Source organism: Tropicimonas sp. TH_r6 (genome assembly GCF_033101155.1).
GTDB lineage: Bacteria > Pseudomonadota > Alphaproteobacteria > Rhodobacterales > Rhodobacteraceae > Tropicimonas.
This window is the reverse complement of the sequence record NZ_JAWMPX010000021.1, coordinates 1-12,458: the sequence shown is the minus strand read 5'-3', so window position 1 is coordinate 12,458 and position 12,458 is coordinate 1. Positions and strand designations below refer to the sequence as shown.

General features: G+C 64.0%; 15 protein-coding genes. 8 read left to right on the top strand and 7 right to left on the bottom strand.

The genetic code is table 11. The features are described 5' to 3' along the window. Positions 1 to 141: 141 nt before the first annotated feature. Both rlmN and R3X27_RS18020 read right to left on the bottom strand, forming a co-directional pair. Positions 142 to 1,326, bottom strand: coding sequence for a 23S rRNA (adenine(2503)-C(2))-methyltransferase RlmN (gene rlmN / locus R3X27_RS18025; protein ID WP_317710270.1), 1,185 nt, complete (start codon positions 1,324 to 1,326; stop codon positions 142 to 144). Between the two features lie 143 nt (positions 1,327 to 1,469). Continuing rightward, a complete protein-coding gene (locus R3X27_RS18020; protein WP_317710269.1) occupies positions 1,470 to 1,997 on the bottom strand; it encodes an invasion associated locus B family protein in 528 nt (175 codons plus the stop codon). A gap of 169 nt (positions 1,998 to 2,166) precedes the next feature. On the opposite strand from R3X27_RS18020, the gene R3X27_RS18015 reads away from it, so the two are divergent. Then, entirely contained in the window at positions 2,167 to 3,159 is a 993-nt protein-coding gene (locus R3X27_RS18015) for an asparaginase (RefSeq protein WP_317710268.1), read from the top strand. A gap of 3 nt (positions 3,160 to 3,162) precedes the next feature. Here R3X27_RS18015 and R3X27_RS18010 read toward each other — a convergent pair whose 3' ends face one another. The 5 genes from R3X27_RS18010 to serB are packed head-to-tail and all read right to left on the bottom strand — an operon-like array spanning position 3,163 to position 5,963. After that, positions 3,163 to 3,477, bottom strand: a complete 315-nt coding sequence (locus R3X27_RS18010; RefSeq protein ID WP_317710267.1) for a hypothetical protein — start codon at positions 3,475 to 3,477, stop codon at positions 3,163 to 3,165. Positions 3,478 to 3,516: 39 nt separating this feature from the next. Next, positions 3,517 to 3,954: an SRPBCC domain-containing protein gene (locus R3X27_RS18005; protein WP_317710266.1), complete on the bottom strand. Its 438-nt coding sequence runs from the start codon at positions 3,952 to 3,954 to the stop codon at positions 3,517 to 3,519. Between the two features lie 2 nt (positions 3,955 to 3,956). Continuing rightward, on the bottom strand, positions 3,957 to 4,277 hold the full coding sequence (locus R3X27_RS18000; RefSeq protein ID WP_317710265.1) for a metalloregulator ArsR/SmtB family transcription factor: 321 nt from the start codon (positions 4,275 to 4,277) through the stop codon (positions 3,957 to 3,959). A 59-nt stretch (positions 4,278 to 4,336) separates the two neighbouring features. Beyond that, the gene (locus tag R3X27_RS17995; protein ID WP_317710264.1) at positions 4,337 to 5,092 is read right to left on the bottom strand and encodes a TSUP family transporter; all 756 of its coding nucleotides are present in this window, start codon (positions 5,090 to 5,092) and stop codon (positions 4,337 to 4,339) included. Then, complete coding sequence (serB, locus tag R3X27_RS17990; RefSeq protein ID WP_317710263.1) at positions 5,085 to 5,963, bottom strand: phosphoserine phosphatase SerB; 879 nt, start codon at positions 5,961 to 5,963, stop codon at positions 5,085 to 5,087. The genes R3X27_RS17995 and serB overlap by 8 nt, the downstream gene beginning before the upstream one ends. A gap of 154 nt (positions 5,964 to 6,117) precedes the next feature. Between serB and R3X27_RS17985 the strand changes: the two genes are divergently transcribed. The 7 genes from R3X27_RS17985 (at position 6,118) to R3X27_RS17955 (ending at position 12,390) form a co-directional block, all read left to right on the top strand. Further along, positions 6,118 to 6,339: a hypothetical protein gene (locus R3X27_RS17985; RefSeq protein ID WP_317710262.1), complete on the top strand. Its 222-nt coding sequence runs from the start codon at positions 6,118 to 6,120 to the stop codon at positions 6,337 to 6,339. Between the two features lie 166 nt (positions 6,340 to 6,505). Continuing rightward, entirely contained in the window at positions 6,506 to 7,648 is a 1,143-nt protein-coding gene (locus R3X27_RS17980) for a phosphoserine transaminase (RefSeq protein WP_317710261.1), read from the top strand. Positions 7,649 to 7,728: 80 nt separating this feature from the next. After that, positions 7,729 to 9,324: a phosphoglycerate dehydrogenase gene (gene serA, locus R3X27_RS17975; RefSeq protein WP_317710260.1), complete on the top strand. Its 1,596-nt coding sequence runs from the start codon at positions 7,729 to 7,731 to the stop codon at positions 9,322 to 9,324. Between the two features lie 130 nt (positions 9,325 to 9,454). Beyond that, positions 9,455 to 10,378, top strand: coding sequence for an AEC family transporter (locus tag R3X27_RS17970; protein ID WP_317710259.1), 924 nt, complete (start codon positions 9,455 to 9,457; stop codon positions 10,376 to 10,378). 60 nt (positions 10,379 to 10,438) lie between these two features. Then, positions 10,439 to 11,272, top strand: a complete 834-nt coding sequence (gene fghA / locus R3X27_RS17965; RefSeq protein WP_317710258.1) for an S-formylglutathione hydrolase — start codon at positions 10,439 to 10,441, stop codon at positions 11,270 to 11,272. Then, on the top strand, positions 11,269 to 11,715 hold the full coding sequence (locus R3X27_RS17960) for a YaiI/YqxD family protein (protein ID WP_317710257.1): 447 nt from the start codon (positions 11,269 to 11,271) through the stop codon (positions 11,713 to 11,715). Before fghA ends, R3X27_RS17960 begins: the two co-directional genes overlap by 4 nt. Positions 11,716 to 11,769: 54 nt before the next feature. Further along, entirely contained in the window at positions 11,770 to 12,390 is a 621-nt protein-coding gene (locus R3X27_RS17955) for an HAD family phosphatase (RefSeq protein ID WP_317710256.1), read from the top strand. Positions 12,391 to 12,458 lie beyond the last annotated feature (68 nt).

Below are 12,458 nucleotides of genomic sequence, written 5' to 3'. Positions count from 1 at the left end.
GGCAGCGCGACGGCCTTTTCTTTTATATGGCGTCTCCGCGAACCTTGTGGGTCGCATCTGCGGAGATGGCGGACCTTCGCCGCGGTCGCCAAAGGATTCTGTGGGAGCTGTGCCGGCACCTGCCTGCGGGCTCGCGCCGCGTCAGCCGAGCCCTGTCTCCGCCGCGATCTGCGCCCGACTCTTACGCGCCCGCTCGGTCGCGGATTTGAGCTGACCACAAGCCGCCATGATATCTTCGCCGCGCGGGGTGCGAATGGGCGAAGCATAGCCGGCCTTGTAGATAATGTCGGCAAAGCTCTCGATCCGCTCCCAGTCCGAGCGCTCATAAGGCGCGCCGGGCCATTCATTGAACGGGATCAGGTTGATCTTGGCCGGGATGCCGGCGATCAACTTGACCAGCCGGCGCGCATCGGCATCGCTGTCATTGACGCCCTTGAGCATCACATATTCAAAGGTGATCCGCTCCGAATTGCTCAAGCGCGGATAGTCCCGCAGCGTGTTCAGAAGCGTCTCGATATTGTATTTGCGGTTGATCGGCACCAGCCTGTCACGCACCTCGTCGGTGGTCGCGTGGAAGCTGATCGCAAGCAGGCAACCGATCTCCTCGGCCGTGCGGGCAATCTCCGGGACGATTCCGCTGGTCGACAGTGTGATCCGCTTGCGCGACAGGCTGATCCCCTCGTCATCCTTGACGATCAGCATCGCGTCCCGCACCGCGTCAAAATTGTAGAGCGGCTCGCCCATGCCCATCAGCACGACATTGGAAATCAGCCGCGACTCGTCTTTCGGCGCCCGCCCGGGTTCGGGCCACTCGCCGAGATCGTCCCGCGCCAGCATCACCTGCCCAACGATCTCGCCCGCCGTCAGGTTCCGAACCAGCTTCTGTGTGCCGGTATGGCAGAAGGAACAGGTCAGTGTGCACCCAACCTGCGAAGATATGCAGAGCGTCCCCCGGCCCTCTTCGGGAATGTAGACTGTCTCGACCTCGTGCCCGCCGGCGATGCGCAGCAGGTATTTTCGCGTGCCATCCTCGGAGACCTGTTTCGAAACGATCTCCGGCAGCTCGATCACAAACGCCTCGGCCAGCTCGGCACGATAGGCCTTCGCCAGGTTGGTCATCTCGTCGAAGCTGCGCACGCCCTTCTGGTAGATCCACTGCCAGATCTGGTCGATCCTCATCTTCGCCTTCTTCTCCGGCGTGCCGCTTGCAATGAGCGTCTCTCGCAGCTGCGCTCGGGTCAGGCCGACGAGATTGATCCGGTCGGTTTCGGGCAGCTTGCGGGCAATGGTCACGACATCCTGCGTGATGGGGGCGCTGGCGGACATGGGCTGATCCTTCGGGGTTGAGGTCCCGATATACAGACGGAAACCCGCTTTTCCAAGCCCTCGGCACCGCCCGATCTACGCCAGGCCAATTGCGCCGGCCCTGATCGGGCCGACAACCTGCCACTCGCAAGGGGCGAGTCAGGCTACTTGTTGCAGCGGCTTTCGGCTTCATCCATCGCCGCGGTGAAGCCCATCAGCGAGAAGGTGTCCTTCGTCCGCGTGCCGCGGCTGGACTGCGCGGAGAAGCTCGCCTCGGCGCCGCGTTTGAGCGCGGTGACAAGCTTGGCGTCATCTTCCGGCGAGGCCGGCCAGGCCCATTCGCCCTCGGTGAAGAGCTCAAAGGAGCTGTCCGAGACGTTGACCGTCACCGTGGAGCCGCCGGCGAAAGGATAGCCGCCGGTGAAGGACACCTCGCCCTTCGCGCCAGCACCGGGGCGGAAGGTCACGAAGAGCAGCACATCGCCGCGATTGACCGAGACTTCGCGGCCGTCCCGCGTGTTCACGATCGTCTTCGGCGAGGATACGCCCCAGCACTCGGTCGGGTCGTCTTCGACGAAGACGCTCCAGTCGGTCTTCGCGGCGACTCGATTGGTCGATTCCTGGGCGAAGGACGCGGTGGCCGCCAGAAGGACGGCGCCGGTCACGATGCCTGTCATGGTCCGGGAAATCATTTATTCACAGCCTCCAGCTGTCTCTGCCTCACATTTTGCCGCTTGCGGCCGGTTATGCCGGACTCTCCGTGAAGCGGCTGGGATTTCAACCCGCTGATCGGCATGGTAACGCAGATGTGCCGGCCGGGTGAAGCCCTCCCGGCGGATATTTGCCGGAAAGGATTGCAACATGGCCTCAGTGGAGATGGTCGAGATCTGGCGTGGAGAATTTCGCGAGTCGGTGCATCGCGGACATGCCGTGGTCTGCGACCCGTCGGGGGCGATCGTCGCGGCCTGGGGCGAGCCGGAGAAAACCATCCTGCCGCGTTCCTCGGCCAAGATGATCCAGGCCCTGCCATTGATCGAAAGCGGAGCGGCCGAGGCCTTCGGGCTGAGCACCGAACAGCTCGCACTCGCCTGTGCGAGCCATCAGGGTGCCGCGATCCACACGGAGCGCGTCTCGCGCTGGCTGACCGATCTCGGGCTCGGCGATGACGACCTGCGCTGCGGGCCGCAGGTGCCGAATGACCGCGCGGCACGCGAGGGGTTGATCCGCGGCGGGCACGCGCCCTGCCAGATGCACAACAACTGCTCCGGCAAGCATTCGGGCTTCCTGACCCTGTCGAAACATCTTGGTGGCGGGCCGGAATACATCGACCCCGCCCATCCGGTGCAGGTTGCCATCCGCGCTGCGTGGGAGGAGCTGACCGATGAGCCGGTGGCGGGCTATGCGATCGATGGCTGCTCGGCACCGAACTTCGCTTCCTCGCTGCAGGGGATGGCTCGCGCGATGGCCCGTTTTGCGGCGGCCCGCGACGGACAGGGAACACGGCAGACCGCACAGTCACGGCTGGTGCAGGCGATGATGCGCTATCCCGAGCTGGTGGCCGGTGAGGACCGTGCCTGCACGCATCTGATGCGGGCGATGGGCGGCAGAGGCGCGGTCAAAACCGGCGCAGAGGCCTTGTTCACCGGCATCCTGCCGGAGCTCGGCCTCGGCGTCGCGTTGAAGATTGAAGATGGCAACATGCGCGCTTCCAACAGCGTCATCGCGGCGATTCTGGTCAAACTGGGTGTGCTGGAACCGGACCATCCCGAAGTGCTCCGCCACATGACCCCGCGCATTCTCAACCGCCGCGGCGTGGACACCGGCCAGCTGCGGCCGGTGCCCGGAGTATTCTAGGGCCTACATGTCGAAGGCTTCGGCGACCTCCACATTGCCGGAGCCGTCCTGCACCATTGGGCACCCCTTGGCGTAGTTGACCGCCGTGACCATGTCCGGCGCCTGGATCAGCGTATAGCCGGAAATCGGATTGGCCCCGCCGGTTTGCTCGACCGAGCCCTGCTTGACCGTCCAGGACTGGCCCACCGGGTTGCCGCCATCGACGACCGCATCGCCCATCCCGGCATACCAGGCCTGCCAGGCTTCCATGACCTTGGCGCCTTCCTCTTCCGATTCCGGTTTCTTGCCGCCGTGATAGGCGAAGACGAATTTGGGCATCTTGGTTTCCTCCCTCTAGAGTCCCTCAGAAAATGTCTTTCAGGCCGCCTGCCGCTCCAGCTTGCGCAGGGACGACGTCCAGCCTTCCGTATGATTTTGCGCAGCCTCCGCGTCGGGCAGCCCGCGATGATCGATGACCAGATGAGCGCCGCGATCGGTGGCCGAGACCGTCATGGTAACATGACTTTCGAAACCGCGCCTGTCACCCTCGTCATGCCAGGCCCAGGTGAACCCAACCGATTTGGGCGGATCGACATGGGTGACTTGCCCCGACACCTTGAAGCGCCGGCCGTCGGGATTGAGCATGACCGAGAACCACGGCCCGAGCCTGGTGAAATCCATCTCATGCTCGGGAACGGTCATGCCTTCCGGCCCCCACCATTGCAGCAGCCCCTCGGGCGTGCTGACGAATCCGAACAATGTCTCCGGGCTGACCGGGAACTCCCGCTCCAGCCGGACGTTTTCAAGCGTCTCCATCTTCAATCCTCCGCTGATTTCAGCGCCTGCTCAAGGCGGTACAGGCTGCCTTCCCAGAATGCGCGATGTGACAGGGTCCAGTCCGAAATCGCCCGGATCACCACTGGATTGGCCGTATAGATCCGTTTCGGTCCCTCCACGCGCTGCGTGATCACACCCGCCTTGCGCAGCACTTTCAGGTGACGCGAGATCGCTGGCGCCGAGATCGGCGCAACCTCTCCCAGTTCGCCGGCCGTGCAGGCGCCCTGTTCAAGGAGCCGCTCCAGGATGGCGAAGCGTGTTTCGTCGGCGAGGGCTGCGAATGTTTCAGGCAGGTCTGTCATGACGACCAAGTTGCAGCGATTCTCAATTTAACGCAAGCGTTAATTAACTGATTCGCTAACTAGCTTGATGTAAGCAGCCTGAGCGCGAGAGTGAGAGAGACCACCACCAGCAATGGTTTGATCAGCCTTGCCCCTTTGCGCATGGCCATATGCGCGCCAAGCCGGGCACCGCCGATCTGGGCCACGGCCATCACGAGACCCGTCGCCCACCAGATATGACCGGCAAAGGCGAAGAGCAGCAGCGCGCCGAGATTTGAGGCAAGGTTCAGCAGCTTGGTATGCGCCGTGGCCTTGAGGATGCCCTGCCCGGCCAGCAATACGAAGGCGAGCATGAAGAAGCTGCCAGTGCCCGGGCCGAGGAGACCGTCATAGAAGGCGATGGCCGGGACGGCGGTGAGGGCGAACGCCGTGGCGCCGAGGCGCGGCGCCCTGTCGAGATCGCTCAGGCCCGGACGCAAAGCAAAGAATGCCGCGATGGCGATCAGGAGCCACGGCAAGAAGGCGCGCACACCGTCTGTCGGCAGGTTCGTGATAAGCAACGCGCCGCAGATAGAAGCCAGGAACGCGACCACCGCCGGCCAGCGCTGGCTCCAAAGGTCGACATGGCCGGCACGTCCATAGCTTATCGCTGCCGTGGCTGCCCCGAAGGCACCTTGCAGCTTGTTGGTCGAAAGCGCCTCGACCGGGCTCGCCCCGGCCATCAGCATGATCGGCAACGCGATCAACCCGCCCCCGCCAGCAATGGAGTCGACGAAACCAGCGGCAAAGGCGGCCATTGCAAGGAGCGCGACCAGCTCCGGCGCGACTTCAAACACCGACGAACTCGTCGGCGGAATACCCTTGAAGGAAGAGCAGCGCGGTCAGGTCACCATGGTTAATACGCAAATCGCATTGCGCGGCAACGCTGGGCTTTGCATGCAGCGCAACCCCAGCCCCGGCCAGTTCCAACATACCCAGATCGTTGGCACCATCGCCCACGGCCATGACCTCGGCAGGTGTTATCCCGAGCCGGGCACTGATCTCGTACAAGGCGGCGACCTTGGCCTCGCGCCCGAGGATGGGCTCGCCGGGCACCCCGGTCAGCTTGCCATGCTCGACCGGGAGCGTGTTCGCCCTGTGCTCGTCGAATCCGAGCGCTGCGGAGACCTTCTCGGTGAAGGCGGTGAAGCCGCCCGAGACAAGCGCCGCGTAGCCACCATTGGCTTTCATCGTCGCCAGCAGCGCCCTGCCGCCCGGCGTGAAGGTGATGCGCTCCTCGAAGACCCGGTCGATCACGCCCGCATCGAGCCCCTTGAGCAAGCCGACCCGCTCGCGCAGCGCGCCGTCGAAGCCAAGCTCGCCATTCATCGCCCGCGCGGTGATCTCCTTCACCCGTGCGCCGACCCCGGCGACATCGGCCAGCTCGTCGATGCATTCCTGCCCGATCATGGTCGAATCCATATCGGCCAGCAGCATCTTCTTCTTCCGCCCCTCGGCAGGCTGAACCGCGAGGTCGATCCCGAGCGCCTGCATGTCCTCCCAGACCTGCCAGCGATTCGCCGGAACCCCCTCCATCGGAAACTCAGCCGCCACATCCGGGGCCAGCCATTGCGCGTCCCCACCGCCCCAGGCATTGCGCAGCGCCTCGACGGCGGCGGCTTCGAGCTTTGGCGTTTCGGGGTTGGTCAGGAGCGTGGTGATATACATGGGTCTGTCCGGGTTCTGGTCCGAGGCTGCATAAATCAGGATCTCCGCCGCTTCGCCACCCCGGGCGGCGCGATTGGCGGAGAGGAAGATTGACCGCCCCCTGTCTCGGCGCGACACTCCGGGCAGCGTAAATGATTTCGGCGTTGGAGGTGTTATGGGGGTCTGGCAGAGATTACTCAGGAGGATCACGCCTGATCCCGCGGCCCTCGAAGCCGAAACGCGGAAATGGTGGATCACCTGCAAGACCTGCGGGAACAGCCAGAACCTCTGGGAGGCCGGCGGCGTACGCTACAAGGCGAAGGGCACCAAGACGAGCTATGGCCACTGCTCGCATTGCGGGCGCAAGCGCTGGCTGCGCATCCACAAGAAGGACTGACGGTCCGGCCCCGGAGTTTCCGATAGTGACATTGCAGGTCGTTTTTCTGTCCCGACCCGTCGGACACGCGCCATTTTCACTGTTGCCAGATGCCTCCCCGCCCCATATCAGCGGCGGCGGGACACCTCTCCCCAACGAGAGGCAGATATCTGGAAGGATACCAGAAATGGCTATTCAAGCTCCGGCCACGCGGCCGGTGAACCCGCGTTTTTCCTCTGGCCCCTGCGCCAAACCCCCCACATTTTCGCTCGATGTGCTGAAAGATGCCGCGCTTGGTCGTTCGCACCGCGCCGCCATTGGCAAGTCCAAGCTCAAGGACGCCATCGAGACCACCCGTGAAATTCTCGGCATCCCCGCCGACTACAAGATCGGCATCGTGCCCGCCTCCGACACTGGCGCCATGGAAATGGCCATGTGGTCGCTGCTCGGCGAGCGCCCGGTCGAGATGCTCGCTTGGGAGAGCTTCGGCGCAGGCTGGGTCACCGATGTCGTCAAGCAACTCAAGCTGGACGCCGAGGTTAAGATCGCCGGCTATGGCGAGATCGTCGATTTCACAACGGTCGATTTCGACCGTGACGTCGTCTTCACCTGGAACGGCACCACCTCCGGCGTCCGCCTGCCGAATGGCGACGCGATCCCGGCCGACCGCGCTGGCCTCACAATCTGCGACGCCACTTCGGCCGCCTTCGCAGTGGACCTGCCCTGGGACAAGCTCGATGTCGTCACGTTCTCCTGGCAGAAAGTGCTGGGTGGCGAGGCGGCGCACGGGATGCTGATCCTGTCGCCCCGCGCGGTCGAACGACTGGAGAGCTACACCCCCGCCTGGCCACTGCCGAAGATCTTCCGCATGACCAAGGGCGGCAAGCTGATCGAAGGTATCTTCCGCGGCGAGACGATCAACACGCCGTCGATGCTGGCCGTGGAGGACTATCTCTACGCGCTGACCTGGGCGAAATCGGTTGGTGGCCTGACCGGCATGATTGCCCGTGCGGACGCAAACACTTCGGTGATAGAGAAGCTGGTCGCAGAAAACGACTGGGTCGACTTCCTCGCCGCAGACCCGGCAATCCGGTCGAACACCTCCGTCTGCCTCAAGTTCACCGACGACCGCATCAAGGACGGGGCGAGCTTCGCCAAGGCCGTGGCCAAGCGGCTGGCCGATGAGGGCGTGGCCTTCGACATCGGCGCCTATCGCGACGCGCCCGCAGGGCTGCGCATCTGGTGCGGCGCCACGGTCGAGACCTCCGATCTCGAGGCGCTCGTGCCCTGGCTCGTCTGGGCTTTCGAGGCCGAGATCGCGGCCCAGTGACCCGTCCACAGTGATCTGACGCGCCGGGTCCGCCCGGCGCTCTCCCTGACATATCCCAATACTCGCCAAAGGAGCTTCCCATGGCCCCCAAAGTTCTCGTTTCCGACAAGCTCAGCGAAACCGCCGTCCAGATCTTCCGCGACAATGGCATCGAGGTCGATTTCGAACCCGCCCTCGGCAAGGACAAGGAAAAGCTCGCCGAGGTGATCGGCCAGTATGACGGCCTCGCCATCCGCTCGGCCACCAAGGCCACCGAAAAGCTGCTGGCCAAGGCCGACAATCTCAAGGTGATCGGCCGCGCCGGCATCGGGGTCGACAATGTCGACATCCCGGCCGCTTCGAAGAAGGGCGTGATCGTGATGAACACGCCGTATGGCAACATGATCACCACCGCCGAACACGCCATCGCGATGATGTTCGCCTGCGCGCGCCAGATCCCCGAGGCCTCCGCCTCGACCCATGCCGGCAAGTGGGAGAAGTCCAAGTTCATGGGCGTCGAGCTGACCGGCAAGACGCTGGGCGTGATCGGCGCCGGCAATATCGGCGGCATCGTCTGCGAGCGCGCCGTTGGCCTGCGGATGAAGGTCATCGCCTACGACCCCTTCCTCTCCGACGAACGCGCCGCCAAGTTGAACGTGACCAAGGTCGAGCTGGACGAACTCCTGAAGCGCGCCGATTTCATCACGCTTCACGTGCCCTTCACCGAGAAGACGGCCAATATCCTGAGCCGCGAGAACCTCGCCAAGACCAAGAAGGGCGTGCGGATCATCAACTGCGCGCGCGGCGGGCTCGTGGACGAGGAAGCGCTGGCCGATGCGCTGAAATCGGGCCATGTCGCCGGCGCTGCCTTCGATGTTTTCGCCAAGGAGCCGGCCACCGAGAACCCTCTCTTTGCCCTGCCCAACGTGGTCTGCACTCCGCATCTGGGCGCGTCCACGACCGAGGCGCAGGAGAATGTCGCTCTGCAAGTCGCCGAGCAGATGTCCGCCTATCTCAACACCGGCGCGGTCGAGAACGCGCTGAACATGCCGTCGGTCACGGCCGAAGAAGCCAAGGTCATGGGCCCGTGGCTGAAGCTCGCCGAACATCTTGGCGCCTTTATCGGCCAGATGACGGACGAGCCGATCAAGGCGATCAACATCCTCTATGACGGCAAGGTCTCGGAGATGAATCTCGACGCGCTCGGCTGTTCGGCCATTGCCGGCGTGATGGCCGCGTCCAACCCGGATGTGAACCTCGTCTCCGCGCCGATCCAGGCTGCCGAACGCGGGATCAACATCTCGCGCACCACGCAAGGCAAGTCCGGCGTCTTCGACAGCTTCATCAAGCTGACCGTCGTCACCGACACGCGCGAGCGCTCCATCGCCGGCACCGTCTTCTCCGACGGCAAGCCGCGCTTCATCCAGATCAAGGGCATCACCATCGATGCCGAGATCGGCCAGCATATGCTCTACACCACCAACGAGGACGTTCCGGGCATTATCGGGACGCTCGGCCAGATGATGGGTGAGAACGGCGTCAACATCGCCAACTTTACCCTCGGCCGCTCCGAGCCGGGCAAGGACGCCATCGCGCTGCTCTATGTCGATGCGCCGATCGACCCGGTCGTGATCGCCAAACTCAAGGCAACCGGACTGTTCCGCACCGTCAGCGAACTTCAGTTCAACGTCAGCTGACCCGAACAACATCACTCTGGTCTTGCGGGCGCGCCCATTCCGGGTGCGCCCGCTTTGCGTTCCCGTCTATCGTTCCAGCAAGGTCGGGAAAGAAAGTGACGCACGGCCGTCGGCATGCTAGGGCGCGAACATGCTGGCGATCTTTTTGAAAACCCTGCCCTTCTTCGGTCTGATCGCCACCGGCTATTTCGCCGGGCGCACGCGGTTCTTCACCGATGAGGCCACGGCCTATCTGACGAAATTCGTCTTCTATTTTGCCCTCTCGGCGATGCTCTTCCGCTTTGCGGCCAATCTCTCGCTCGGCGACGTGCTGAACTGGACCTTCATCTGGGCCTATCTCTGCGCCAGCACGCTGGTCTACGTGCTGACAACTGTGTTCTCGCGCCTGCGGGGGATCTCCTGGGAAGAATGCGCGGTGGAGGCGCAATGCGCCGTGATCGGCAATGTCGGCTTCCTCGGCGTGCCGATGCTGACGCTGCTGCTTGGTCCGCAAGCGATCGGGCCGGTCATGATGGTGCTGGCCGTGGACCTGCTTGTCTTCGGCTCGGTGATCGTGATCGTCATCACCGGCACGCGCGACGGGCGGATCGCGCCCGGTGTGCTGCTCTCCGTCGGACGCGGGCTGGTGCGCAACCCGATGATCGTCTCCATCGGCGCGGGCTTTGCCTGGTCGGCGCTGGAATGGCCGATCCCGGTGCCGATGAACGAATTCCTCGACCTGCTGGGCGCCGCCGCCACGCCCTGCGCGCTCTTCGCCATCGGGGCGTCGCTCGCCTCCAAGAGCGCCGAGCGCCTCTCCGTGGCGCTCTGGCTCTCGGGCGCCAAGCTGATCCTGCACCCGGCCGCCGTCGCGTTCATGGCGCTGGTCGTCTTCCCGATCGAACCCTATGCCGCGTCCGTCATGATCGCCTGCGCGGCCCTGCCGGTGGCCGGCAATGTCTATATCCTCGCACGCCATTACGGGGTCGCGCCGCACCGGGTCTCCACCACGATCCTGCTGACGACAGCAGCCTCCGTCGTGACCGTCTCGGCAATCATCGCCTGGCTCGGCTGACGGGCTTGCCGGAACCGCGCGCGCGGGCTACGCCTTGGGGAAATGCAGGAGGAGACCGCCATGGAAACGCTTTCCGAGAACCGCTGCTTCGGCGGAACACAGGGTGTCTATTCGCATCGTTCGAATGCCTGCGGCTGCGGCATGACCTTCGGCCTCTACTTGCCGCCTCAATCCGCATCAGGCCCGGTGCCGGTACTCTGGTATCTCTCTGGCCTGACCTGCACCCATGAGAACGCGATGGTGAAGGCCGGGGCGCAGGCCTACGCGGCGCAACACGGGCTGGCGCTCGTCTTCCCCGACACCTCGCCGCGCGGCGACGGAGTCACCGATGACGAAGCCTATGATCTCGGCCAGGGCGCGGGCTTTTACGTGAACGCGACGCAGGAACCCTGGGCACCGAATTTCACGATGTGGGATTACCTGGCCAATGAGTTGCCGCTCTTGCTGGAAGCGCATTTCCCTGTGGACATGACGCGGCAGGCGATCACCGGACATTCCATGGGCGGGCATGGCGCGCTGACGCTGGCGATGGGGCTCGAGGGTCGCTTTGCCTCCGTCTCGGCTTTCGCGCCGATTGCCAACCCGTCTGCCTCCGACTGGGGTCGCAAGCAACTCGGCGCCTATCTGGGCCCGGATGAGACGGTCTGGACGACGCATGATGCCACGCTGCAGATGCGGGCGGTGGGGTTCGACGGGCCGGTGCTGATCGATCAGGGCAGCGAGGACCAGTTCCTCGACCTGCTGAAACCGGAAGCCCTGGCCGAGGCGATGGCGGCGCGCCGGCAGGAAGGGACTTTCCGGATGCAGGCGGGCTATGACCACTCCTATTTCTTCGTCTCCAGCTTCATGGGCGCGCATATCGCCTTCCACGCGGAGGCATTGGGACTTTCGTGACAATCTATATCGATGCCGATGCCTGTCCGGTGAAGGCCGAGGCCGAGCGCGTAGCCACCCGACACAAGGTGCCGATGGTGCTGGTCTGCAATGGCGGCATCCGGGCACCGGCGAACCCGCTCGTCCGGGTCGTCTATGTCTCCGAGGGGCTGGACGTGGCAGATCGTTGGATCGCAGAGGAATGCGGGCCGGGCGACGTGGTGATCACCGCCGATATCCCGCTGGCCGCAGACTGCATTGAAGCCGGCGCCCTGGTGCTCAAACATGACGGCGAGACGTTGACAGACCGCAACATCGCCAATGTGCTGGCCGCACGGAACCTCGCCACCGAGCTGCGCAGCGCCGACCCGCTGGGCGGCGGCGGCGGCGGGAAGGCTTTCTCCAAAGCTGATCGGGCGCGGTTTTCTCAGGCGTTGGACAGGGTTCTGGTGCGCGGGCGTTGACAGCACCGGCCAAAAAGCGAGTGTGGGCGCAACCGGATTTCTGGAGTATGTCTCATGGCTGTGGAACTCGTCATCTATGACATCGGCAATGTGCTGATCGAATGGCAACCCGAGCAGTATTATGACCGCGTGATCGGACAGGAGCGGCGAGAGGCAATGTTTGCCGAGGTCGACCTGCACGGGATGAACGATCTCGTTGATCGCGGGGCCGATTTCCGCGAAACGGTCTATGCCTGCGCCGAGGAATACTCCCAATGGCGCGACGAGATCCGACAGTGGCATGACAATTGGATCGAGCTGGCCCAGCCGGCCATCGACCATTCGGTGCGACTGCTGCGGGCGCTGCGAGCCAAGGGGTTTCCTGTGCAGGCTCTGACCAATTTCGGCATTGGCAGTTTCGCGGTTGGCGAAACGCATTACCCCTTCCTGAAGGAGTTCGACAAGCGCCATATCTCTGGCCATATGCAGGTCATAAAGCCGGATCCGCGCATCTACGAAATGGTCGAGGAGAGCTGCGGCTTCCCGCCGGAAGGTATTCTTTTCGTCGATGACCGGGCGGACAATATCGCGGCTGCCGAGGCGCGGGGCTGGCAGGGTCATCTCTTCGAAGGTCCGCAAGGCTGGGCTGACCGGCTCGTCGCCGAGGGGCTGCTGAGCGCCAAGGAAGCGATCTAGAATAATCGCCGCCAGAGCGGCAGACGCAGAAAGCAAATCAACTTTCGGAACCGCGGCGACGGGGGCAT